This is a genomic window from Neolewinella litorea (assembly GCF_004803465.1).
Classification (GTDB): Bacteria; Bacteroidota; Bacteroidia; order Chitinophagales; family Saprospiraceae; genus Neolewinella; species Neolewinella litorea.
This window is the reverse complement of sequence record NZ_SRSF01000001.1, coordinates 60134-84559: the sequence shown is the minus strand read 5'-3', so window position 1 is coordinate 84559 and position 24426 is coordinate 60134. Positions and strand designations below refer to the sequence as shown.

Genomic DNA, 24426 nt, shown 5'->3' with positions numbered 1-24426 from the left:
CCCGGCGAAACGCTTTATCTAAATCCACAAGAGCTACACCATGGGCAACATCCTTGAGCGAATTATTGAACACAAGAAACTGGAGGTCGAACGCCGGAAGGGACAAGTGTCCCTGTCGGCCTTGCAGGATTCGGAAGGTTACGACCACAAGCGTCACGACCTGTGCCGGGCCCTGGAGAAGAGCAAACACTTCGGTCTCATCGCGGAGTTCAAGCGCAAATCCCCCTCCCAGCAGGACATCAACCTCAACGCGGATGCCGCCGCCGTCGCCCAGGGTTACGCAAAGGCGGGCGCGGCGGCTATTAGTTGCCTGACCGACGTGCAGTTCTTCGGTGCCCGCCCCGACGATATCGACCGGGTACGGGCCGCGGTGGACATCCCCATCATCCGTAAGGACTTCATCATCGACCGCTACCAGGTACACGAATCCCGCGCAATGGGGGCCGACGCCGTACTCCTGATCGCCACCGCTCTGACCGCCCAGCAGATCGACGAACTGTCGGAGGAAGCCAATGAACTTGGCCTGCAGGTGATCTGCGAGGTACACAACGAGGACGAGATCGGGAAGATCAGCCCCAGTGTAGATATCATCGGAATCAACAACCGGAACCTCACGAACTTCGAGGTTGACATCTCCAACAGCCTGGAACTCGAGCAAATGCTGCCGCCAGGCATTCTGCGTATCAGCGAAAGCGGTATCGACGACCCGCAGTCGGTTGTCAAACTCCGCCACGCTCACTTCCAGGGTTTTCTGATCGGCACCTACTTCATGCGGCAAGCCGATCCGGGTGCCGCCTGTGCCGAATTCATTCGCAAGGCCCACAAGATCAACGACATCTACAAAGACGCTGTCGCATGAAGGTAAAGGTGTGCGGACTGCGTGATCCGGAGAATATTGCCGCCGTGAACGGGCTCGACGTCGATTACCTCGGGTTGATCTTTCACCCCGACTCGCCGCGCTTTGCCGGGCAAGCCTCCCTGAGCGAATGGCTCTCCGCCAACGATGCCCTGCTGAACGGTACGGAACTGGTCGGCGTATTCGTCAATGGTGAGATTGACTACCTGCTGAATACCGTCCACGATTTCCACCTCGACTGGGTACAACTACACGGTACGGAAAGCCCCGGCTACTGCCAAGAATTGAAGTTGCTGTGGAGCGTCAATACCTTGCGTAAAGCCGGCATCAGCAAAGCTTTTTCTATCACTCCGGATTTTGATTTTTCGCGGACCAACGATTACGTCGGTAGTTGCTCACTCTTCGTTTTCGATACCGGGGGGCATAAACAGGCCGGCGGCACGGGCCGCAAATGGGACTGGAGCAAGCTCAAAGAATATACCGGTCCGGTACCCTTCCTGCTCAGCGGCGGGATCGGCCCGGAAGACGCCGACGCGATCAACGCCATTGACCACCCCCAGTTCAAAGGCATCGACCTTAACAGTCGCTTCGAAACCCGGCCCGGCTTTAAGGACGTTGCGGAACTAAGGACGTTCCTGGACCAATTGGATTAAGTCACCCCTCGCTCGCCCGCCCCGTGTCCCTTTCCACCATCGCCATTGTCGGTAACGGTAACCTGACCTGGCACTTTTCCCGTGTCTTGGGGGGGCGTTGCGTAGTAGCCGGTCACCGTCGCGAGGACGATAGTGGGGACAAGAGCCCCGTCCCTTACGCGCAACTTTCGAACTACCCACTGGAGGCGGTATTCCTGGCCGTGCCGGATAACGAAATTGCTGCCGCAAGCCAACAACTGAGAGGCATACTTCAACCCCACATACCCATCTTCCATACCAGTGGCGCGACCCCGGCGGACCGAATCAGTGGGTACTTTCAGCACCGCGGAGTCCTCTGGCCGATACGTTCCCTCCGCCGGGGAGAAGCGGTGAGCCACTGGCGCGACCTGCCGCTGGTCATCTACGCCTCCACCGAGCCCGGCGCGACCTATTTGCGCCGGTTGGCTGCTGAGCTCAGCGATACGGTTACCTGGCTGGACGACCTGCAGCGGGCCCAGCTCCACCTGGCGGCGGTGTTTTCCAATAACTTCGTCACGGCCCTCTACGATATTGCCTACCAGCTTTGCGACGCGAAAGACATTCCGTTCGAACTGTTGCTGCCCATCATACGGCATACGGCCCACAGCCAGGATGGCCGGCGACCCGCCGTGCGGCAAACCGGCGCCGCGGTGCGGGGCGATACGGCGACGATGGAGCGCCACCTGTCCCTGTTGCAGCGGCCGGAGTACCGCCAGCTTTACCGCGACATCAGCCGCCTAATCTTCGAGTATCGGCTGCCCAAGGACGACCCTGACCTCCGGCGTGATGCGAACGATGATCTTGAGGATAAGGGGATCGCGTAAGCGGGCTCTGGTCTGCTTCTGCAGCCGGTAGGCGGTGCGAATGGCCGTAAAGACGGTAGTCAGGGCGGTATCGCCCCGGTGGGCGGCAAAGCGTTCCTGGAGGATCTCCTCCGTCCAGTCGTCGTGTTTGCCCAGTAGTTCTACGTTCAAGGCCGGATTGAGGCCGAGCGTCATGGAAAAACTGGTGATCTCCAACCCGTAGCTCTCCAGCACGGGAAAGATCTGCAGCCAGTCCTCAAGTAATTTGGCGGTTTTTTCCCGCGTTCCCTCCCCCACTGTTGAGGCAAGACCGGAAATGGCGTTTCGGGCACCGGTAAGGATATCATCTAGCATGGCTGGGTATTTGAGCAGGTAAGAATAGTAACTGCAATGTCGGTCAAACCGAAACGGCGGAAGAGACACATCGACGATTGCTGCACTGGCATCGACCGGCTGTGGGAGCTGGCGGCAAGCTTTATTCGGAGCGGCGCAATTTATACCCCTTGCCTTTGGTGGATAATCAAGCGAAATTCCCTACCTTTGCGCCCCGAATTCAATTTTTTTCACCAACATCCACATCTAGATGTTTGCAATCGTAACCATAGCCGGTCAACAATTCAAAGTTGAGGAAGGTCAGGAGATCTTCGTCCACCGGCTAGAAGCCCAAGCTGGCGACTCCGTCAGCTTCGATGCGGTTCACCTCCTCGCCAACGGCGATGACGTGACCGTAGGCACGCCGATGCTCAGCGGCGCCACCGTTGGCGCCACCGTCGTTGACCCTCTCGTAAAGGGAGACAAAGTGATCATTTTCAAGAAGAAGCGCCGTAAGGGCTACCGACTGAAGAAGGGCCACCGTCAGCAGTACACCAAACTGAAAATCGAATCCATCGCGGGCTAGTCACGGCCCCATTCCTAACTTTCCTCCCTCGGGGGGAGCCAAAACATTAATATACCATGGCACACAAAAAAGGTGTAGGTAGTACCGATAACGGCCGCGACAGCAAATCAAAGCGCCTCGGCGTGAAGCTGTTCGGTGGGCAAGCCGCCCAGGCCGGCAACATCATCATCCGTCAGCGGGGTACCAAGTACCACCCCGGTGAGAACGTTTACATGGGCAAGGACTTTACCATCCACGCCAAAGTAGACGGCAAGGTTTCTTTCCGCAAGAGCCGCCTCAACCGCATGTTCGTCAGCGTCGAGCCCGCCAACTAAATCCCACTGCCCGGTGGTTAACCCGAGTATCAGCTCCGGCTGATACATGCGCAATACTATCGGGCCGGGACCACGCTCGGTACCGCCCATTCCACCCGATGGAGCTGACTGAATCAAACCACTACAAGAAAGCCCGGCCGAGGAATCCTCGGTCGGGCTTTTCTTATTTAAATCCACACGTGCCCCCAGGTGGTTTGACTCCTGCTAAGAACATGGTTGGGATAGCTGGCCTGGTTCGGTAATCCCCTTGTCCTTCATCGGCGAACCGAATCGGGAACCCTGACAAGTCGAAGGGTTTGAGGCCCGCCCTAGACAGGCCGAAGTCACTTCCCAATTTAAATAAATTGTAGGGTCAACCAAGTTTTAGGGCCCGTGTGGAATACGATCAACGCACGAGCCCCACCCAGGGTTGTCCCCCTTCCGCCCGCTTCGTACGCCATCCGGCGGTCGGTGAAACTTAATGTTACTACCAATCGTTTAATGAGTACCTTTGCGGCGCGAGCCGGGACCCTTTGCTTCCACCGATCCACGCCTCGCCCGCGCAGCCCGCTATTTCCAGGGCCGCTATTGCATTCGGATGGAAGCCTTTATGATCCGCCCACCGGCTTGTGAGCCGGGCAGGACGAAGCTCCATTTCTATCTCTACGGAGCTACTAACCCACTTATAGTTTATGGACAGTAAACGTCCCTCTTCCCGCTCCGGCAAAGGCCGCAGCAACAATAAACCCAATCGCTCCGGCGGTAACCGCCGGCCCTCGGGTGGCGGTGGACAACGCGATCGCCGCGGCAGCGGCGGTGGCCGTTCCAACCACAACTACATTCCCCTGCCCGCCGATATGATGGTGCACGAGGGTGTCTCCCTGAAAACCGTTGAGTACCGCGCCGAAACCAAATTCGTCGACTGGCCCGTCAACGCCAAGCTGAAAAGCGCCATTAAGGCAGCCGGATGGGTCTACCCCACCGAGATTCAGGAAAAATCCTTCGAGCACATCGCCGCCCTCAAGGATGTGATGGGCATCGCCACTACCGGCACCGGTAAAACCGGCGCCTTCCTGATCCCGCTCATCGACGCCCTGCTCGAAAGCGAGCAGCCCTTCCAGACCCTCGTTCTGGCCCCCACCCGCGAACTGGCCCTCCAGATCGAAGACGAGTTCCGCGCCCTGACGATCGGCATGAAGTACAACGCCATCACCCTGATCGGCGGACGCAACATCAACACCGACATCGTCAACCTGAAGAAGCGCAGCTACCATCTGGTAGTGGCCACCCCCGGCCGCCTCAAGGACCTGTACCAACAAGGAAAGATCGACCTGCAGGAGGCCTCGGTGCTCGTCCTCGACGAGTTTGACCGCATGCTCGACATGGGTTTCCAAAAGGACGTTATGTTCCTCACGGACAAGATGGGCGACCGCGACCAGACTATGCTCTTCTCTGCCACCCTCGACAAGAGCCAGCAGAAACTTATCGACCACTTCCTGACCGACTACGTCACCATCAAGGTGAGCAGCGGAGAAGCCTCGGCCGAGCACATCAACCAGACCGTCAAGTTCGTGGAGCCCGACAACAAGTTCGATGCCCTTATCGAACTGCTGCAGCAGCCCGAAATGAAGCGCGTACTGGTATTCGCCGAAACCAAGCACCGCGTCAAGAAGGTTACGAAGAAACTGAACCAGGCCGGCATCTCGGCCGACGAGATCCACGGCAACAAGAGCCAGAACTACCGGCAAAAAGCACTCAACGCCTTCAAAGCCGGCAAGATCACGGCCCTCTGCGCCACGGACGTCGCCGCCCGCGGTCTGGACATCGACGACATCACCCACGTGGTGAACTTCGAAGCACCGACCGACTACGATACCTACATACACCGCGTAGGCCGTACGGGTCGTGCCGGTAAGGGCGGAGAAGCCATTACGTTCTACGACAAGTAACGTACGTTTCCCGATAGTAAAGAGAACGGCCGATCGCAAGACTGCGATCGGCCGTTCTCTTTGTGGAGGAGGTTGGATTCATGGTACCATCGGTACCGCTTCTGCCGGTGCCGCCCTGCACCCGCGCGCCGCCGCCCGGATGAAGAGCTAGGAAGCCTTAAGTTCCGGAGTCGGGATAAAAAGCAACCTATTGCATGCGGGTATACTCCGGATCCCGCGCGGCCTCCTGAGCGTAGGTGTTGAGCTTGACCTGCTTGCCGGCAGACTTGGGCCGGATACGCATATTCAGGAACTCGACCAGCAGTGAGAAGGCGATGGCGAAGTAGAGATAGCCCTTTGGAACGGTGCCGATGTGGTTTTCGAAGATTACCAGGTCGGCCAGGTGAGCGCCCTCCACGATGAGCATGAAACCGATGAGGATGAGGAAGGCCAGCCCCAGCATCTGAACGGTGGGATTGCGGTTGACAAAGTTGCCGACCGGAACGGCGAAGAGCATCATGACCCCTACCGACACCACCACGGCAATCACCATAATCAGCAGTGCCCCGACGAGTCCGTTGGTCATCCCGACCGCCGTAAGGATGGAGTCGAAACTGAAGACAATGTTGATGATGGTAATCTGAATGATCACCGAGCGCAAACTCGCCCCGGCCTTGGGGGCTCCGGGATCTCCTTCGACGTGTTCGTCTCCCTCCAACTTGTGGTGGATTTCCGAGGTGGATTTATAGAGCAGGAAGATACCCCCCGCGATGAGGATCAGACTTTGTCCGCTGAACCCGCCGCTGGCCCAGCCCCAGTCGAATTCGAACCACGGATCGTCCATCGATACCAGCCAGGATACGCCGAAAAGTAAGGCGATCCGCAGGGCCATAGCGAGGATGAGCCCAATATTGGTCGCTTTCTTGCGATCGGCCTCGGATTTGAGTTTGCCACTAGCGATGGAAATGAAGATGATGTTGTCGATACCGAGAACGATCTCTAGGAAGGTCAGGGTGAGCAAGGACAGCCAAACGGCGCCGCTGCCAAAATCGGGGATTTCAAACATGGAATCAGAAGTGTGCTGAGGGTAGAATTAGCCCGCTAACGGCAAAACTACGGCCTGCACCATTTGTTTGTGCTGCCTATGAAGGAAACAAAATTCCGCCGCCTGCGACGCGATGAACTCGAGGAGGTACGGGGTCAGTTCGTAAAGTTCCTGAGCGTCAACGGCATCGACGCCGACAGCTGGGTAAAGATCAAGAACGAAGACCCGCAACGGTCCGACGCGTTGATCCTGCAATTCAGTCAGATCGTCTTTGCCGGAGTTATCGAACGGGTCGAATACCTCGTGCAGCGCAAGCCTCACGACCTGCGCACCTACCGCACCGGACCGGACAAGATTGAAATGCGCGGCTTGCTGATCAGCGGCGAAACGAGCGTAGACCTTACAGACACCAAGGTCGCGCCGGAGGAAATTTTCCGCCAGTTACGAGCTGATGGTGCCCGGCCCAAGATCTACTCCGCCGAGCGGGCCTACCTCCCGATCGGCCGCGACCAGGACATTTTTCTGCGCATGGAGGAAGGCGCTCTGATCGACGGTGGGGAGTTGTTTCATCTGCTGGACGGGCTTAAATAGCGCCGCGGCAAATGCTACGGGTAAAGTTGTTACCTTAACCTATCGCCCGAAAACGCTGACCATGCTCTCCCGCCTTGCCCTGCTTCTGATCGTTCTGGTTCTTGCCGGTTGCGATCGGCCCAAAGACGGCTCGTCGGCTCCGACGACCGCCGCGGAGGCCGTCCCCCGGTCCAACACCGAAACCGCCATTTACAAGGACGTCAGTCAACCCACAAACGATCGCATCGCGGACCTCATCGGGCGTATGACCACCGAAGAGAAGGTTGCCCAGCTGCTGTCGGTTTGGTCCGACAAGCACCAGATGGAGTCGGAGGATTACTCCTTCGACCCGGTGAAAGCCCGGCAGATTATCCCGCACGGCATCGGTCACGTGGCCCGCCCCAGCGAAGCCAGCGGTAACGGCGAACCCGGGCGCACGCCGGCCCAGCACGTGGCTTATGTCAATGCTATTCAGCGCTACCTCAAGGAGGAGACCCGTTTGGGGATTCCCGCGTTGATGCACGAAGAGAGTCTGCACGGACTGGCCGCCAAGGATGCGACAAGCTGGGGCCAACCCATCGCCGTAGCGGCTACTTTCAACCGCGGCCTCACCCGTCGTCTTTACGCTACCGCCGCGCGGCAGGCCGCCAGTAGGGGCGTACACGTCGTACTGACTCCGGTGGTCGACATCGCCCGCGACCCGCGCTGGGGACGCGTGGAAGAAACGCTCGGGGAAGACCCCTTCCTGGCCGGTGAGATCGGCCTGCAGGCCGTACTCGGCTTTCAGGGAGACAACGACCGCTGGGATCCGGGGGAAGTCTACGCCACACTGAAGCACATGGCCGGCCACGGCGAACCGGAAGGTGGGAACAACATCGCCCCGGCCAACATCAGCGAGCGGACGCTCCGCGAGGTGTTCCTGTATCCTTTCCGGCACATCGTCCGCCACGGCAACGTCCGCAACATCATGGCCAGTTATAACGAAGTGAACGGGGTGCCCAGCCACGCCAATGGCTGGATGTTGAACGACCTCCTCCGCGGTGAGTGGGGTTACCGGGGCGCGGTGGTATCCGACTACTACGGAATTGAGGAGCTGTCCACCCGACACGCCGTAGCCGATGACCTGGAAGCCGCCGCCATCGGCGCCATTCGGGCCGGTATTGACATCGAACTGCCCGACGCCAAAGCCTTTCCCTATCTGGTGGCCGCCGTGAATTCCGGCGAACTCAACGAAGAGATCCTCGATACCGCCGTAGGGCGCATTCTCCGCCAGAAATTTGAGCGCGGCCTGTTTGAAAACCCGTACACCGATCCGGAAGGCGCCCTCGCCAACACCCCGGACGACGACACGCTCGTGCGGCAGGCGGGGACGGAAGCCATGATCCTGCTGGAAAACGACGGCCTGCTGCCACTGGAGGACGGTCTGACCATCGCGCTGATCGGACCAAACGCTGACCGCGTCCTCCACGGTGGTTACACCGGAGAGCCCCATCATTTCGTTACGGTACGCCAGGGACTGGAAGCCTACGCCGCCAAACACGGGGGGAAGATCTTGTACGCCGAGGGATCACGGGTCACTGAGCCCGGCAGCTGGTACAAGGACCCGGTAGTGCCCGTCAGCCTCTCCGACGATCGTGCCCGGATCGAGCACGCGGTCAGTGTGGCCCGCGAAGCCGACGTCATCGTCCTGGCGGTCGGCGGCAATGAACTCACGAGCCGCGAGGCCTGGGCGGAATCGCACCTCGGCGACCGGCCATCGCTAGAATTGATGGGCACCCAGAATGAACTCATCGACGCCCTTTCCGAGCTGGAGATACCGATTGTCGGTCTGGTATTTGGTGGGCGCCCCCTCAATATTCGCAACCTGGCGGAGAAATCGGCCGCCGTTTTCCAGTGCTTCTACCTGGGACAGGAGACCGGACACAGCGTGGCCGACGTACTCCACGGAGTAGTGGCTCCGAGCGGCAAATTGCCCATCAGCATCCCGCGCTCCGCCGGACACATTCCCGCCTACTACAACTACAAGCCGACCGCCCGCCGGGGGTACTTGCTCGAAGACGTGAACGCCCTCTATCCCTTTGGCTACGGACTCAGTTATACCACCTTCGAGATCGGTCCGCCCCGGCTGGGTACCGACCTCATCCCGACCGACGGTAACACGACGGTGACCGTGGACGTAACCAACACCGGCAAGGTTACCGCCAAAGAGGTGGTGCAACTCTACATTCGCGATAACTTCAGTTCGGTTACCCGTCCGATAAAGGAATTGAAAGGCTTTCAGAAGCTTCGTCTCTCCCCCGGTGAAACCCAGGCCGTAACCTTCGAGATCGGATTCGACCAACTTAACTACCTGAACGCGGATATGGAATACGCCGTCGAACCCGGCACCTTTCAGCTGATGCTGGGCAACAGCAGCCGGAATGGAGACCTGAAGAGCGTCACCCTGACCGTGGTGAGCCAGGCACGCTAAGGCGAAGGCTTTGCGGTGTTTAGTCGGCTCTATCCAGCCTGGCTTGCCAATAAGTGGCCGAGGCATCTCCGCTACACTTGAAGAGGTGAAAACATCACGCCGCGCGGTACCCGCCGGAGCACCCACGCGCCGCGCGGGCCGCTGCGCTACCTGCCTGGTGAGACTCTTTCTCCACGCGGCGCGTGGAGGGTCCGAGGCTTCTGCGGTGAGTTGAGGGACCGGCACTTTTACGGTGAGCGGACGTCACGTCATGTCCCTTACGATTGAAGAAGAGAGAGCCTCAGGCCGCGTGGTTCCAGCCGGAGCACCCACGCGCCGCATGGGCCACTGCGTCACCTGCCTGGTGTGACTCTTTCTCCACGCGGCGCGTGGAGGGTCCGAGGCTTCCGCGGTGAGTTGAGGGACCGGCAATTATAAGGTGAGTGGACGTCACGTCATGTCCCTTACAATTGAAGAAGAGAAAGCATCAGGCCGCGTGGTACCCGCCGGACCGCCCACGCGCTGCGTAGGCAACTGCGTCACCTGCCCTACCCTACCCTTACTCCACGCGGCGCGTGGAGGGTCCGGAGCTACCGCGGTGAGTGGAGGGTTCCGTCAATTTTAAGGTGAGTGGACCTCACGTCATGTCCCTTACGATTGAAGAAGGGAGAGCATCAGGCCGCGTGGTACCAGCCGGACCGCCCACGCGCCGCGTGGGCAACTGCGTCACCTGCCCTAACCCTTACTCCACGCGGCGCGTGGAGGGTCAGGAGCTACCGCGGCGCGTGGAGAGACCGATGCTTCCGCGGCGCGGAAGAGGCCAGTGCACCATCAACAAAGCTATCTCTGGTCTACACGACTTCGGGCACGAACAGTCAAAGGCAGTGACGAAAACCTCAAGCAGCGGGTGGCCCTGAAACGACAAAGCGGTGGCCCGGCCCTGGGTCCGGACCACCGCTTGCGGGTGATAGTTTACCGAAATAAGATGACTAGAGGTCGCTAATGCGCTTCTGCACCTCATAAAGGCGGGTATTCTTGTCTACGTCTTCTACCCAGGGGTCGTGCTCGAGGTAGTTGGCCGAGATGAGCTTGAGGGAGTGGATTCGGCCCTTGCTGTCCTTGATTGGCTGCACGTACTTGACCCACAGGCTTCCCTTGGAGCGGACGGCATAGATCTTGTTTTCCTTGATCTCGTGGACGCCGGCGATCTGGCGGCAGATGACGACGTCGCCGTCGTTGATGACCGGCTCCATGGAGTTGCCGTTGATGGGGAAGGCCACGAATCCGTCACCGAAGAGATCCGGCAGGGAGAAGAACTGCGCCTCTTCCCGCAGGAAACTGTCGCCGTCAACACTGGCACCCGCAAAGGCTTCTACGGAGGTGAACAGGATGTTTTGCTTTACTTCCACGCCGCTGATGTCGGCCACCTTGGGCAGGTCCATGCCGAAGGGCGTGCCGTTGCCTTCCAGCAGGTACTCCTGGTTGACCCCGTACTCGCTGCACACGCGGCGGGCCTGCTCGTAGTTGATGCAGCGTTTGTCGTCGGGATTAAGGTAAGCCCGGATGATGTGCCCGTAGGACCGGTTGTTCAGGATTCGCTTGGCAAAATCACCCAGACCCCGACCATTACGGTCGTTCTTGATGATCTCTCCGCGGTCCTCCAGAATCTGGAAGACTTCCCGGAACCGGTCGTTCAATTCGCGGCGATCTTCGGTTATCATAATTCAGTATCAGTTTATTTAAGCCCAAATTAAAACATTTTCAAACAGCCGCGCAAGTTTTCAACAAGAATTCTTAAATAAATGCGGGTTTTTATTCCATACCTGGGTGAAAATGTTGGTAATGAAGACCTTTCCGTGACCTTCCGCCCACCAGAGCGTGCCCTTCCCAGTTGCCGGTCAGGTAGTTTGCTGGGTGCGTTTTTTTGCCGTCTAGGATGACTCCCCGTCGCTGCCAAAGGGCATTCCTGCGATCAGTCCGGCACTCAGGCTGGCCACGTAGGACAAACCTTCCGAGACCCGGCGGCCGCGTTGCTGCAGCAGGGTGCGTTTGATGCCGGCCACGATCCGGGGTGGTTTGGCGGCAATAGCATCGGCCACGGTACCTACCCTGTATTGCAGCTGACCGGCATTGGCGAGCGCCTCGTTTACGAGCCCGATCCGGGCGGCCTCCTTTCCGTCAAAGGTGCGACCGGTAAACGCCAGCTCGGCCACAACGCCGGGGTTGACCAAAGCAGGCATCCGTTGCAAGGTTCCAAGGTCGGCCACGATGCCGAGGTCGATCTCCTTGATCGAAAATGATGCGTCCTTAAGGCAGTAGCGTATATCGCAGGCGGTGATGATGTCTACCCCCGCCCCCACGCAGGCTCCGTGTACGGCGGCGATGACCGGTTTGTCGCACCGCTCGATGGCCGTGATGCACGCCTGCAAGTCGGTAATGAAGGCGAGTACCCCCTCCCGCACCCTTTCCCGCGGTCCGGTAAATTTCGTCTGCAGATTCTGCAGTACGCTCAGGTCCATGCCCGCGCAAAAGTGCTTTCCGGTGCCCTCCAGCACCACCACCCGTACCTCATTGTCCGCACTGGCCCGTTCAAAGGCGTCCTTCATGGCCTGCCATGCGTCCTCGTCCAGGGCATTCGCCCGCTCCGGGCGGTTGAAGGTCAGTCGGGCCACGCCGTCGGTTACTCGGTATTCCATACATGGGTAAGATAGTCCGTCCGGATTATGGGCGCTGCACGCAGGTGCCGGAGCGATCCGGTCGTGCCGTGCGCGTGGGCACGGGTCCGCAAAGTGGAGCGGTATAGTTGGTGTTCAGACGGAAAATTTATTGAGCAGTTGCGCCTGTTCGGCTATCGCTTCGTGCATTTCGCGCTTCAGCCGTTCGATCAGTTCGGCGGCGGGAATGGTGTCTGCGATCGTAGCTACGCCTTGACCGGCGCTCCAGAGGTTTTTCCAGGCCTTGGCTTCCGTCTCGGATCCGAAGTCGGCCTTGGCCTTCTGGTCCCACATCTCGCGGGTGATGCCGGCGGCTTCCAGGCTGGCCGCAATCCAGTTGGCCGGGATGCCCGAAACGGATGCCGTGTAGACGATGTCGCGCGTGCCGGCCCGCACGATCATGTCCTTATAGGCTTCGTCCGCTACCGCCTCGCGGGTGCTGATGAAGCGCGTCCCCATATAGGCCAGATCCGCCCCCATCTGCAGTGCCGTGGCTACGTCGCGTCCGGTGCTCAGGGCCCCGGCTACCAGGATGATGCCGTCGAACATACGCCGGATCTCGGCTACGAAGGGAATGGGATTCAGGGTACCGGCGTGCCCGCCGGCGCCCGCGCAGACGAGGATGAGTCCGTCGACCCCCGCGTCAATGGCCTTCTGCGCGTGGTAGGTATTGGTGACGTCGTGAAAAACCAGTCCGCCATTACTGTGTACCGCGTCCACCACTTCCTTCACGGCGCCCAGGCTGGTAATCACTACGGGAACCTGCTGGCGCACGATGACTTCCAGATCGGCCTGGACCCTCGGGTTCGTCTTATGTACGATGAGGTTGACGCCGAAGGGTGGAAGCGGACTGCCCCGGCGGTCGGCTTCCGCGGCCAGTTCCTCCTTGATCTCGACCACCCATTCCTCGAAACCGGACGTGGTGCGGTTGTTGAGGGCGGGAAAGGTGCCCAGGACACCATTTTTGCAGCTTTCCAGCACCAGTCGCTGCTGGGAGACGATGAACATGGGGGAAACCACCACCGGAATATCGAGGTGGAGGCCTTTCAGAATTTGGTGGCGATTCTTCATGCACGCAAAGTAGCGAATATTCGCTTTTAGCCGAACCGCCACTATGCTCTGCTTTCCGGACAAGGGCACGGCACCGGCGCGCCGCCGCCCTTTTCCGCTTTCGTTGAAGCCGCAGGAGGTTCTATCTTGTCGCCCATGAGCAGTACACCGCGCGACCAGGCCGTCAGCAGTTTTTTCTACCGCCGCATCCGCGTGGTGGCCGGAAATACCGATGTGCCGGCCACCGACCGTAGCGACGCCCTGCGCCGGCTGCACCAGGAGATATTCGAGCGGGCGACCGAAACCGACAACCTGCATTTCAGTACGCTCTACGCGCGCATTTCCTACGCCGCACACAAATTCGGGCTACCGCGGCAACTGATCTACCACGAACGGCAATTCCGCCGGGCCATGGCTGCCGCGCTCGGCGATTCGGATCAGGCCGGACGGGTGAACCTAGGACTCAAAGTGGCCGTCGCCCTCACCCAGACCCTATTCGACACCCCGGTCCCGGAGGAGCTGGCGGAGTACGACCGGATGCCCTTCCCCCCCTACCGGCCGGCGGAGGTAAAACGGCAATTTTACCTGCTGCGGGTGGTGGCTACGGAGCTGGACCCGGAGATGCAGCTCCTGACCGTGCGAGAGGAAAAGCGGGCGGAAATAAGCTACACGATCCCCTACGGCGACGCGGAACTTGCGGACTCCCCCGTAGCCGAAGCCGTGCGGATCCTGGAAAAGATCAGTGGCCCCTACGTAGTCCTTAACCTGATCAACGCCCAGTTGCGGGAAGACGACCGGCTGTACCCCTCACAGATCGTTATTGAACCGGACTTCCTGGTTAACGTCACCGACGTAGCCTTTTGCTTCAGCAGCGGTACCGACTACCAGCCCTGGTCTTCGCTGCCAGGCCGCTTGCTCCCTTTCGAGAAGAAACCACCGCTGGTGCGCGGTAACATCGTCAACACCTTCCTCGACGTGCTCATCCAGGAGCCCAACAGTGAATTCAAGGAGGTGCTGCCCACCATGTTTGCCCTGCAACCGCTGGAACTGTGCACCTTTTCCGACCGGGAGGTATACGATTTGGTCCGGGACCTGAACCACCACTACCTGACCGTGAAGCGCTTCGTGGTGGAGCTACTGGCCGGCCTCGACATCGACCGGGAAAAGGTGATGCTGGAGCCTACTTTCCTCTCCCCCGCTTATGGACTGCAGGGACGCCTCGATTTGCTGCAATCGCAGCGCGACACCGAATCCGGACTTACATCGATAGTCGAACTCAAGACGAGTAAAATTTACCAGGCCAATCAGCACGGCATTCGGAACGATAATTTCATCCAGACCGTCTTGTACGACCTAATGATCAACCGGGCCCTCGGTAAAGAAGCGAACGTGCGCTCCTACATCCTGTACAGCATCGACTACCATAATCCGGTACGCTACGCCCCGCCGCAGTTCACCCACCAGATGATCGCCCTGTCAGCCCGCAACCAACTGGTAGCCGTGGAAATGCTGATCGCCCAATTGGGTCAGGCCGACGCGGACGGAGGGTTCCGGGACCTGCGCAAGCAGACCGATGCCCTTTTCGGACGGTTGTCGCCGGACCGCTTCCGTAACCTGGGACGCTTCGCCGAAGAGGACCACCGCACCGTTCTGCGAACCTACGGGGCGTTGAGCGACCTGGAGCGCCGGTACTTCGGCGCCTTTCTCGGTTTCGTGGCCCGCGAGCAGCGGCTGGCCAAAATTGGCGAGCAGCGTACCGACCACATCAACGGACTGGCCAGCCTGTGGCTGGACGAGCGACGCGACAAGATCGAGCGCTTCGAGTTGCTCGACGGGCTGCAGTTTGCCGACTACGACGTGGAAGCCAACATCCTGACCCTGAACCGAGCCGCGGATGCCGACCACCTCGTGAAGTTCCGGCAAGGCGACATCGTGGCACTATACGGCACGCCCGCCGCCGTCTCCGAGCCGGGCGACGCGGTGCGGTCGCAGATCTTCAAATCCACCATCATTGAGGTGCGTCAGGACGCCCTGCTCCTGCGCCCCCGCAACCCGCAACTCAACGACGGGGCCTTCCGCCGCGATCCCTTCTGGGCCATTGAGAAGGACGTGCTCGACAGCAGTTTCAAAAACCACTACCTCGGCCTGTACCTCTGGGCCGCCGCGGCACCCGATTTCCGTGCCCGCTGGCTGGGCCTGGTGCCCCCCGCCAAAGCCGCCCCACTCAGCGGCGGCGTGGCCACCGAACTCACGCCGGAACAGGACCGCATACTGCGCAAGGTGATCACCGCCCCCGATTACTTCCTGCTGTGGGGCCCGCCGGGTACCGGAAAGACGAGCATGATGCTGCACCACCTGGTGCGCTACCTCCTGACCAATACCGAGGAGAACGTGCTGCTGGTGGCCTACACCAACCGGGCCGTGGACGAGATCTGTGAAAGTATCGAGAAGATCCGGACGGCCGAGGGACTTCCCTTCCGCAACTACCTCCGCATCGGCAGCCGGTTGGGAACTAACGAAGCCTACACGGACCGCCTGCTGCAGGTCCGCAGCGAGGGCATCCAGCGTCGCAAGGACCTGCGGGCCTTGATCGACCGTACGCGCATCGTGGTCGGCACGGTATCGAGCGTAGGCGGCAAGAACGAGCTCTTTCAATTGAAGCGGTTCGACCGGATCGTCATCGACGAAGCAAGCCAGATTCTCGAACCCCTGCTCGGCACCCTGCTCACCCGGGCGCCCCGCACCCTGCTCATCGGCGACCACCGCCAATTGCCGGCCGTGGTGCAGCAGGGAGAAAAGGCCACGAAGGTGAACGATCCAAACCTTAAGACCATTGGCCTTAATGACTTGAGCACCAGTCTGTTTGAGCGGCTCTACCTGAAGGCTAAACAAAACGATTGGACATGGGCCTACGATCAACTCAGTCATCAGGGGCGGATGCACCAGGACATCATGCGGTTTCCGGCGCTTCATTTCTACGGCGGTGCCCTCGATATCCTTCCGGCCTCGGTGAGCCGCCGGGAACTGCAGTTGGCCCCCCTCATGCTGCGGGGTAACGGACACCCCCTGCACCAGAAGCTGGCCGACCGGAGAATGGTCTTCATCGACACCGAGGTAGACTGGGAGTCGTCAGACCCGAAGGTGAACCGCCACGAAGCCCGGATGATCGTCCGGCTGGTAGAGGCTTTCACGGAATTGTACGCGGCCACCCCGGCCCCTATTCGCGCCGGTGACATCGGCATCATCACCCCCTACCGCGCGCAGATTGCATACATCCGCCGGGAACTGGCGGCGGCGGGCCACTTACCGGACGACTTCACCGTAGACACCGTGGAGCGGTACCAGGGAAGCGCCAAACGCATCATCCTGATGTCGCTCTGCGCCAATGAGAGCGTGCAACTCGATCGCATGTCGCAACTCAGCAGCGAGGGGGTCGACCGAAAACTGAACGTAGCCATGACGCGCGCCCGGGAGCATCTGGTACTTGTGGGGTGCCCCGATATTTTGCGGCAGAACGAGATATACGCAAAGCTGCTGGACCACGTTACAACCTCTCCGGACGCCCGTTGTACTTTACCGTAGAATTTACGCTCATGACGCTTACTACTCTCCTGCTGTACATTGGAATAGCCGCGCTGTCGCTCACGGCGCTGACCCACGTTTTCCTGAAGGCTACGCGCAATCTGGGCATGAGCGTGCTGCAAAATTTTACCGGGGCACTCTTCGTGTTCTCGGGTTACGTCAAGGCCATCGACCCTTTGGGGACGGCCTACAAAATGGAGCAGTATTTCGCCGAGTTCGCTTCCACCGCCCAGGGGGCCGGGGCGGATTTTCTCGTGCCGCTCTTCCCCTGGCTCAGCAGTTTCTCGGTGGGTTTCTCCGTGTTCATGATCGTCCTCGAGATCATGCTCGGCGTGATGCTCATCATCGGTGCCCGGCCGAAACTGACGGCCGGACTGTTGTTCGTCATCGTAGCGTTTTTCACGGCCCTTACGGGCTTCACCTACCTGACGGGCTACGTGCCGTCGGGGAGCAATTTCTTCGCCTTCGGTGAGTGGGGAGAATACGCTGAAACAAACATGAAAGTGACCGACTGCGGTTGCTTCGGCGATTTTCTGAAGCTGGAGCCGCGGGTCAGTTTCCTCAAGGACGTGGCGTTGCTCATTCCCGCCCTGATCTTCCTGCTGGCCCCCTCCCGTATGCACCAGCTGTTTTCGCCGGGGGTGCGCGGCATCACGGTGGCGGCGGTGGGTGCCGTGGCCCTGTACTTCTGCCTGAGCAACTTCGTCTGGGACCTTCCCGGACAGGACTTCCGCCCCTTCCGGATCGGCACCGACGTAGCCGCCGTCAAACAGGCCGAAGCCGAGGCCGCCGCCGGCGTTTCGGTTCTGGGCTACACGCTTACAAACAAGGCCGACGGGCGCGTCGTGGAAATGTCCACCGATGAGTTCCTGAAAGTCTACCAGGATTACCCTGAATCAGACTGGGAGTACGAGACCTTCTCCTCCGAACCCGCTATCGAGGCGACCAAGATCAGTGATTTCGAGGTCAGCGACGCGGATGGCAACGACATCGTCCCCGAACTGCTGGCTGACCCCGGCTACACCTTTATCATCGTGGCCTATACCCTCAAGGGGGAGCCCGGCAACTGGGATGCCGACTACCTGGAGCACTGGCGCGAGGAAATTCAGCCGGTCGTACAACAGGCTCAGGCCGCCGGCCACTCCGTAATGGCCATGACCAAGTTTGCCGACGATGCCTACATCGACGACTTCCGCAGCACCATCGGTGCCGACTACCCCTTTTACCGGGGCGACGACATCCTCCTCAAGACCATCATCCGGTCCAATCCCGGCGTGGTGCTGATGAAGAAGGGCGTCATCGTCAATAAATGGCATCACAAGAAGCTTCCCGCCTTCGACCGCATCGCGGAGCGGGATATTTTGGCCGCCTCGCGGCAGTAGTCGGGCTTTTTTCGTTGCTTTGCGGTTCGTAGGGGGGCAGTTCAGCTTCCCGACTTTGAAAACCGGATACCGATATGCTGAGTCGCCGCAACGTTCGCATCAAGATCATGCAGGTCCTTTACGCCGCCCAGCGGCAGGAGCGCCATGACCTCCGGGCGATCCGCAGCCACTACAACCAGATGGTGAAGCGCTCCTTCGAGCTCTACCTGCAGAACCTGCTGATCCTGCAGCGCTGCTGTGAGTACGCCAAGCAGGATCTGGCCACCCGCAACGCCAAGTTCCGACCGAGCGACGAGGACAAGAACTTCCGCGCCACCCTGGCCACCAATCCGGCCGTCCGTTCCCTAAGCGATAATAAAGAGCTCAGCCGACTATACGACCGGTACCATACGCGCAGTCTGATCGACGCCGACCAGATCAAGCAGTTGTACCGCGACTTCCTCGGCACCGAAGCCTACGCCACCTACGCCGCCCTCGAAGAACCCGCACCGGCCGACACCACCAAGGTGCTGCTCTCGCTGTACAAGTGGCTGCAGGGTCAGGAACTTTTCCTGGCCATGGTGGAAGACCATTCTCCCCTGTGGACCGAGGACAAGAGCCTGGTAGTCGGTGCCATGAAGAAGACCATCAAGGCGCTCCCCGTAGGCGCGGAATTCTATCAGGAGTACGAGTCCACCTCGGAATCCGTCAGCGAATTCGGTGAGGTGCTGCTCACCTTCGTGGTCGATGCCAACGACCAACTGCTAACCCGCATCAAGTCCGTGCTGCAGAACTGGGACGCCGAGCGCGTCGCTATCATCGACATGATCCTGCTGAAAATGGCCATCGCCGAATTCCTGGAGTTCGACAACATTCCGCCGCAGGTGACCCTGAACGAGTACCTGGACATCTCCAAGCTGTACAGCACGGACAAGAGTAAGGACTTCCTCAATGGGGTCCTGGACAAGTTGCTGAAGGAACTACGCGAAGAAGGGCTGGTGCGCTGACCCGACCGGTCGGCCCTCGACTCAACTAGAAATCTATCTTTCCCCGCCCGGCCTTTATCTCCCCCCGCCGCTTCTTGCTGGCCAGCCGCTTGCGGCTGTTGGCCTTGAAGGCCCCGGCCTTGCGCTTCTTCGGGGGGTTGCGGATGCCGCGTTCCAGCAGTTGTCGCAGGTGGTCCAGGGCACGTTTGCGATTCGTATGCTGAGAGCGATCCGACTGGTCGGTGACGGATAGGCGGCCCTGTCCATCCAGGCGGTTGCCCAGGTGGAAACGGATATTGTCGCGTTCGCGGCGGCTGAGTCCCTGGCTGGCCTCAACGTCGAGCACCAGTTCTACCCGACTTTCGGTCTTGTTGACGTGCTGTCCGCCCGCCCCGGAGGACCGGGAGGTACGAAGTTCCAGTTCCCTTTCGATGATGTCCCAGTTCATCGGTCGATGTTGGGCACGAAAGTGAAGGTGCGGTCGTCCAGGTTCAGCGCGCAAAGGTGCCCCATGCCCGGTTTGGTGTGGAAGCAGCCGGCGTCGATATCAAAGACCGGGTAGGCCCGCCGCCGGGGATGGGCCTGCGCCTCGATCTGTACACGCGTCAGGGGGGTATGGCCGTGTACGATCTTGCGCACGCCCAGCCAGTCGTAGTCGATATGCCGGTACCAGTTGCGGCGGTTGAGCATGGCTTTTTTGCCCTTAAGCGGATTCTTGCGGCGGAAGTTCAGCCCCGCGTGGACCAGAATATAATCGTCGAGCAGGTAGTAGTAGGGCAACTGGTTCAGCCAGGCGATGTGTAGCGGGTCGATACGACCTTCCGGGTTACCCGGCTGGATGTAACTGGACTTGGTGGAGGCGGCGCCGGCGCTGCGCCAGGCCGCCCGCGAGCGCTTGTCGCCGACCAGCACGGCATCCAGCATGTATTGGTCGTGGTTGCCGCGCAGGGCGTGGATCCGGTACCCCTCCTCCCGCAGTCGCAGGATCATATCGAGTACCTGGGCGCTGCGCGGACCACGGTCCACAAAGTCGCCCAGAAGGTAAAGGTCGTCCGTGGTGCCGAGGCTGATCCGGTCGAGCAGGGCCTCAAAGGTCCGGGCACAGCCGTGGATATCGGAAATGGCTACTCTGCGGGGCATCTGGTCGCTTAGGGAGGGCCAAAAGTACTTTCTCTGGCCTTAATACATAAAAAAAGCTCCGCCCGCGGTTAGCGGACGGAGCTTCTTCCGGGTTCGGAGTCGCTTACTGAGTAGCGGCGTTGGGGTCGGCTACTACGGTTCCGTCAAGGGAGATGACGGTCTGGGGTGGCGTGGTGTTGGCGGTGATGGTCACGCGCTGGTTCCGCTGTCCAACTTTGTTATTGGAGTCGAAGCGAACGGTGATCTCGCCGGTCTCGCCCGGTGCAATGGGAGCGGTGGGCCGGGAAGGTACCGTACATCCGCAGCTGCCCTTGGCATCCGTGATGATGAGGGGTTCGTTACCGGTGTTGGTGAACGAGTAGGTGTGGGTGATGATCTCGCCTTCGGTCACTTCGCCGAAGTTGAAGGAGCTCTCCTCAAAAGCCAGGCTGGTTGTAGGACCGGCGGGAGTAGCCACGTTGGGCTGGAGGGGTGCAGCGGCATTGGGATCTTTGGGGGTCACGGTCTCAATGTTCTGGCGGGCGGCGTCGCGGACGTCGTCGTTGCCCTGCTGGCAGGAGAATACGCTGAGGGCCAGTACGGCGGCACCAAACAGCGAAGAACGGAGGGTAAGCATATGGAATTGGTTTAATTCGGTACAAATATGAGCCTTACAACGGTATTGCTGGGCCCGCATGTAGCAAATGACTTGTTAATGGCCCGCTATTCCTCCCTTAAACAAGCCAAGGGCGCGGCCGCGGGTGCCGGGAATTCCCGCAAGGCCATTCGTTCCGGTACCAGCCCCACGTCCCTTACCTTGCCCCGGCAAAAACCCCACCGGATGATGTACGACTGGCTGCTCTTCGATGCCGACAACACGATCTGGGACTTCGACGCGGCCGAAGCCCACGCCCTGGAACGCACCCTGCTCGAACGCGACCTGGAATGGTCTCAGGAGGTACTCAGCACGTACCGCCTAATCAACCGTGCCGCCTGGGACGACTTCGAAAAAGGGCGACTGCCGAAAGAACAGTTGCGCGACATACGCTTCAAACGTCTGCTGGAACACTACCGGCACGACCACCCCGCGGAAGAATTGTCATTGAGCTACCGCAACTACCTGGCCGCCAGCCACCACTTGCTCGAAGGTGCCCTCGACGTCCTGCAACGGGTGCAGGGCCGGTACCGGCTCGGGCTGATCACCAACGGACTAAAGGAGGTACAGCGACCGCGGCTGCAGAATACCGGGATCGCACCCTTCTTCGACTTTATCGCCATCTCCGACGAGATCGGGGTAGCAAAACCCGACGCGGCCTTTTTTGCTCACGCCCAAGCCTGCATGGGCCACCCCGGGAAAGACCGGGTACTGGTGATCGGAGACAACCCGAATGCCGATATCCGCGGTGCACTCGATTTCGGCTACGACGCCTGCTGGCTGCGCCTGCCCGGCACCGCCAACCACCCGAAGTTGGGAGCGACTTACCAGATTCGCCGCATTTCTGAACTGCCCGATGTGCTGAAATGAAAAACCGCCGCTCCCCGGAAGGGAACGGCGGTCGATTGATCGTTCGGCGAGGGGCTACTTTTTCTTTTTCTTGTTATCCACCTCCTTCTCGGTATGGAGGTAGCCTACCGCCAGGCTGTCTTCGCCGAGGAAGTGCTCGCAATGGTGAGCGCGGTCCTCGATTTTGAAGAGGAACTCCTCGAGCATCGACTTGGTACCATAGTCGCCAAGTTCAAAGGCGCGGTGGATCGATTTGCGGAATTCCTCGGCCATCTTCCGCTCGTTGTTCATGTCGGCCTCCACGCCGTCGCGGATGCGGAAGACGCCTTCGGGCTCCTGCTTGATGTAGGACAGTTTTACGTAGTTTTCCATCCGCGTGGTGGGGTCATATCCCAGCAGCGTGATCCGTTCGGCTACCGCGTCGGCCTGCTCGTGGATCTCGGTGTAATTCTCTTCGAGAAAGAGGTGCAGGTCGCGGAATTGCGGACCTTCCACCAGCCAGTGGTGTTTGTGGTACTGAAAATATTGGACCCATAAAGCCGCCAGGTGGCGGTCGAGGTGTTCGCGCATTTCAGCGCAGGTTTCCTCGCTGAGTCCTACCGGATTTCCTTCGTATTCTTTGTGATCTCTGATCTTTTCCATGGAAAGCTATGTTTACCTTCCCCAACGGTGACCCCCTGATGATGTTCGCCTGCGCTGGTTCACGAAGCCGCGTCCGTCGTCGCCGTCCGTTCAGTGACATACCTTCAACTTCCGGATATTCCGGATTACTTTTTATGCGCTGGAACGTCTTACCAGCGTTAGGAATAAAACCCCAAAAACATGAGCGCACTTCGCCTTGCGATCCTCGATATGTACAATGGTATCCCCAACCAGGGAATGCGCTGCATCCGTGAGATCGTCGAACAATTCTCCGGAAGTGTAGAATACGAGGTCTTCGACGTCCGCGCCGAGCATCAGGTGCCCGACCTCAGCTACGACATCTACATCAGCTCCGGCGGACCCGGCGACCCACGCGAAGGCGACGGCGTCTGGGAAGATCTTTGGGGCAGCTGGTTCGACGCCGTGCTGGCACACAACGCCGCCAACGATCGCAAGAAGTTCGTATTCTTTATCTGCCACAGCTTCCAGATGGCCGTGCATCACATGGGCATGGCTGAGGTGACCGCCCGCCGCAGCCTCAGTTTCGGCACTTTCCCGATGCACGTCACCGACCTGGGCGAGGACGATCCCGTCTTTATCGGTCTGGACGACCCCTTTACCGCCGCCGATTTCCGCCGGTTTCAGGTCATTCAGCCCGACCTCAACCGGATGGATGAACTCGGCGCCACCGTGCTGGCGATCGAAAAGGACCGCCCGCACGTTGACCTGGAACGCGCCACCATGGCCATCCGCTGGACGCCCGAGATCGTAGGTACCCAATTTCACCCAGAAGCAGATGCCGACGGCATGCTCGAGCATTTCAGCCGACCCGAAATCAAGGCGGAGGTGATCGCCGAGCACGGGCGCGACAAGTGGATCAGCCTCATGGCTGACCTCAGCGATCCCGCCAAGATCTCGCATACCCACGATACGGTCATCCCCGGTTTTCTGCGCCGTGCGATCAATGTACTTGCCCCCGAGCCCGAGGTAGCCGAGCGGTAACCCATTCTTTTTCGGGTGGATTGCCCCGCCCCTTATTATTCCGCGCACCGTATTACATTACCTTTACGCTATGCGCAATCCTCCTCGTCAACCCGTAGAGTGGGTACTCATTACCGGTGCCACCCACGGAATCGGCCTGGCACTCGCCAAGGAGTGCCTGCGGCAGGGAATGGGAGTGGCCGCCGTCGGTCTTTCCGATGCAAATCTGTCCGGTGCCCGGGAGACCTTCTCCGCTATTCCAAACGCCGCATATCGCCTCCTCGGCCAGGACCTGATCGAAACCGGCGCCATCGACCGCGTCCTGGCCTGGCTGGAAGCCGAATCCATCACGGTCAACTACCTCATCAACAATGCCGGCTTCGGCCGCGGCGGCCTCTTTGAGAATACCGATTGGGGTGAATACCGCACGATGCTGATGCTCAACAACCAGGTGATGGTGGAACTCACCTACCGGCTCCTTCCCCACCTGCGCGCCTGCCGCGGTGGCATACTGAACATCAGCAGCATGGAGGCCACCCTGCCGCTTCCCTACAAGACCGTTTATACCGGCACCAAAGCTTTCGTCTATAATTTTTCCCTTGCCCTGCGGGAGGAGTTCCGGCACTACGGCGTCAGCGTTTCCGTACTCTGCCCCGGACCGGTGATCACCAACGCCGACGGCCTGCGCCGCCTCGAGGCACAGGGGCGTCGCGGCCGCCTGCTCGTAGCCATGCCCGACGATATTGCCCCCCAGGCCATTCGCGGCATGCTTACCGGAAAGGCCGTCATCGTTCCCGGCTGGTTGATCCGCGCCCTCATCGCCACGAGTTACGTCACACCTCGCCCGCTCCGCATGCGCATCCTGGAAAAGTTGTTCAGCCGGTACCGCGACGAACCGGCCACCGTGGTCAGTCCCTCCGCCCTGAAGAACGTCAGCAACTAGCTGGACAGACGGTCTTTCGCCGGATAGGGCT

General features: G+C 59.9%; 23 protein-coding genes. 14 read left to right on the top strand and 9 right to left on the bottom strand.

The features are described 5' to 3' along the window. The first annotated feature begins 40 nt into the window (after positions 1 to 40). The 3 genes from trpC to E4021_RS00390 are packed head-to-tail and all read left to right on the top strand — an operon-like array spanning position 41 to position 2351. On the top strand, positions 41 to 859 hold the full coding sequence (trpC, locus tag E4021_RS00400) for an indole-3-glycerol phosphate synthase TrpC (protein WP_136455915.1): 819 nt from the start codon (positions 41 to 43) through the stop codon (positions 857 to 859). Continuing rightward, on the top strand, positions 856 to 1509 hold the full coding sequence (locus E4021_RS00395; protein ID WP_136455914.1) for a phosphoribosylanthranilate isomerase: 654 nt from the start codon (positions 856 to 858) through the stop codon (positions 1507 to 1509). Before trpC ends, E4021_RS00395 begins: the two co-directional genes overlap by 4 nt. Positions 1510 to 1532: 23 nt before the next feature. Next, complete coding sequence (locus tag E4021_RS00390) at positions 1533 to 2351, top strand: DUF2520 domain-containing protein (RefSeq protein ID WP_168797399.1); 819 nt, start codon at positions 1533 to 1535, stop codon at positions 2349 to 2351. On the opposite strand, the gene E4021_RS00385 is transcribed toward E4021_RS00390, so the two are convergent. Continuing rightward, positions 2265 to 2684 (bottom strand): hypothetical protein, encoded by a 420-nt coding sequence (locus tag E4021_RS00385; protein WP_136455912.1) that lies wholly within the window; start codon positions 2682 to 2684, stop codon positions 2265 to 2267. The genes E4021_RS00390 and E4021_RS00385 overlap by 87 nt on opposite strands. 229 nt (positions 2685 to 2913) lie before the next feature. On the opposite strand from E4021_RS00385, the gene rplU reads away from it, so the two are divergent. From rplU to E4021_RS00370, 3 genes are all read left to right on the top strand, one after another. After that, entirely contained in the window at positions 2914 to 3228 is a 315-nt protein-coding gene (gene rplU, locus E4021_RS00380; protein ID WP_136455911.1) for a 50S ribosomal protein L21, read from the top strand. A gap of 56 nt (positions 3229 to 3284) precedes the next feature. Continuing rightward, on the top strand, positions 3285 to 3542 hold the full coding sequence (gene rpmA / locus E4021_RS00375; RefSeq protein WP_136455910.1) for a 50S ribosomal protein L27: 258 nt from the start codon (positions 3285 to 3287) through the stop codon (positions 3540 to 3542). A 671-nt stretch (positions 3543 to 4213) separates the two neighbouring features. Beyond that, the gene (locus tag E4021_RS00370; RefSeq protein WP_136455909.1) at positions 4214 to 5470 is read left to right on the top strand and encodes a DEAD/DEAH box helicase; all 1257 of its coding nucleotides are present in this window, start codon (positions 4214 to 4216) and stop codon (positions 5468 to 5470) included. Positions 5471 to 5657: 187 nt separating this feature from the next. Here E4021_RS00370 and E4021_RS00365 read toward each other — a convergent pair whose 3' ends face one another. After that, positions 5658 to 6515 carry a TerC family protein gene (locus tag E4021_RS00365; RefSeq protein WP_136455908.1) on the bottom strand — a complete coding sequence of 286 codons (858 nt, stop codon included), beginning with the start codon at positions 6513 to 6515 and terminating at the stop codon, positions 5658 to 5660. 78 nt (positions 6516 to 6593) lie between these two features. On the opposite strand from E4021_RS00365, the gene E4021_RS00360 reads away from it, so the two are divergent. Together E4021_RS00360 and E4021_RS00355 are read left to right on the top strand one after the other, a co-directional pair. After that, a complete protein-coding gene (locus E4021_RS00360) occupies positions 6594 to 7085 on the top strand; it encodes a DUF6495 family protein (protein WP_136455907.1) in 492 nt (163 codons plus the stop codon). 61 nt (positions 7086 to 7146) lie between these two features. After that, a complete protein-coding gene (locus tag E4021_RS00355) occupies positions 7147 to 9534 on the top strand; it encodes a glycoside hydrolase family 3 N-terminal domain-containing protein (RefSeq protein WP_136455906.1) in 2388 nt (795 codons plus the stop codon). 968 nt (positions 9535 to 10502) lie between these two features. On the opposite strand, the gene E4021_RS00350 is transcribed toward E4021_RS00355, so the two are convergent. From E4021_RS00350 to E4021_RS00340, 3 genes are all read right to left on the bottom strand, one after another. Continuing rightward, on the bottom strand, positions 10503 to 11234 hold the full coding sequence (locus tag E4021_RS00350; RefSeq protein WP_136455905.1) for a S24 family peptidase: 732 nt from the start codon (positions 11232 to 11234) through the stop codon (positions 10503 to 10505). A 210-nt stretch (positions 11235 to 11444) separates the two neighbouring features. Then, positions 11445 to 12209, bottom strand: coding sequence for an enoyl-CoA hydratase-related protein (locus E4021_RS00345; protein ID WP_136455904.1), 765 nt, complete (start codon positions 12207 to 12209; stop codon positions 11445 to 11447). A gap of 114 nt (positions 12210 to 12323) precedes the next feature. Next, a complete protein-coding gene (locus tag E4021_RS00340) occupies positions 12324 to 13298 on the bottom strand; it encodes an NAD(P)H-dependent flavin oxidoreductase (protein ID WP_136455903.1) in 975 nt (324 codons plus the stop codon). A 135-nt stretch (positions 13299 to 13433) separates the two neighbouring features. Between E4021_RS00340 and E4021_RS00335 the strand changes: the two genes are divergently transcribed. From E4021_RS00335 to E4021_RS00325, 3 genes are all read left to right on the top strand, one after another. After that, complete coding sequence (locus tag E4021_RS00335) at positions 13434 to 16859, top strand: DEAD/DEAH box helicase (protein WP_136455902.1); 3426 nt, start codon at positions 13434 to 13436, stop codon at positions 16857 to 16859. A gap of 11 nt (positions 16860 to 16870) precedes the next feature. Continuing rightward, a complete protein-coding gene (locus tag E4021_RS00330; RefSeq protein WP_136455901.1) occupies positions 16871 to 18241 on the top strand; it encodes a DoxX family protein in 1371 nt (456 codons plus the stop codon). Positions 18242 to 18315: 74 nt separating this feature from the next. Beyond that, positions 18316 to 19227, top strand: coding sequence for a transcription antitermination protein NusB (locus E4021_RS00325; protein ID WP_136455900.1), 912 nt, complete (start codon positions 18316 to 18318; stop codon positions 19225 to 19227). A gap of 25 nt (positions 19228 to 19252) precedes the next feature. Here E4021_RS00325 and arfB read toward each other — a convergent pair whose 3' ends face one another. From arfB to E4021_RS00310, 3 genes are all read right to left on the bottom strand, one after another. Further along, positions 19253 to 19654, bottom strand: coding sequence for an alternative ribosome rescue aminoacyl-tRNA hydrolase ArfB (gene arfB / locus E4021_RS00320; protein WP_136455899.1), 402 nt, complete (start codon positions 19652 to 19654; stop codon positions 19253 to 19255). Continuing rightward, positions 19651 to 20346, bottom strand: coding sequence for a metallophosphoesterase family protein (locus E4021_RS00315; RefSeq protein WP_136455898.1), 696 nt, complete (start codon positions 20344 to 20346; stop codon positions 19651 to 19653). Before E4021_RS00315 ends, arfB begins: the two co-directional genes overlap by 4 nt. A 103-nt stretch (positions 20347 to 20449) precedes the next feature. Next, a complete protein-coding gene (locus tag E4021_RS00310) occupies positions 20450 to 20962 on the bottom strand; it encodes a DUF1573 domain-containing protein (RefSeq protein ID WP_136455897.1) in 513 nt (170 codons plus the stop codon). A gap of 78 nt (positions 20963 to 21040) precedes the next feature. Between E4021_RS00310 and E4021_RS00305 the strand changes: the two genes are divergently transcribed. Continuing rightward, positions 21041 to 21850: a YjjG family noncanonical pyrimidine nucleotidase gene (locus E4021_RS00305; protein WP_168797398.1), complete on the top strand. Its 810-nt coding sequence runs from the start codon at positions 21041 to 21043 to the stop codon at positions 21848 to 21850. Between the two features lie 54 nt (positions 21851 to 21904). Here the strand turns inward: E4021_RS00305 and E4021_RS00300 are convergent, their stop codons facing one another. Then, positions 21905 to 22471 carry a Dps family protein gene (locus E4021_RS00300; RefSeq protein ID WP_136455895.1) on the bottom strand — a complete coding sequence of 189 codons (567 nt, stop codon included), beginning with the start codon at positions 22469 to 22471 and terminating at the stop codon, positions 21905 to 21907. A gap of 180 nt (positions 22472 to 22651) precedes the next feature. On the opposite strand from E4021_RS00300, the gene E4021_RS00295 reads away from it, so the two are divergent. Next, complete coding sequence (locus tag E4021_RS00295) at positions 22652 to 23473, top strand: type 1 glutamine amidotransferase (RefSeq protein WP_246050184.1); 822 nt, start codon at positions 22652 to 22654, stop codon at positions 23471 to 23473. 70 nt (positions 23474 to 23543) lie between these two features. Further along, the gene (locus tag E4021_RS00290) at positions 23544 to 24395 is read left to right on the top strand and encodes an SDR family NAD(P)-dependent oxidoreductase (RefSeq protein WP_136455894.1); all 852 of its coding nucleotides are present in this window, start codon (positions 23544 to 23546) and stop codon (positions 24393 to 24395) included. The last annotated feature ends 31 nt before the right edge of the window (positions 24396 to 24426 follow it).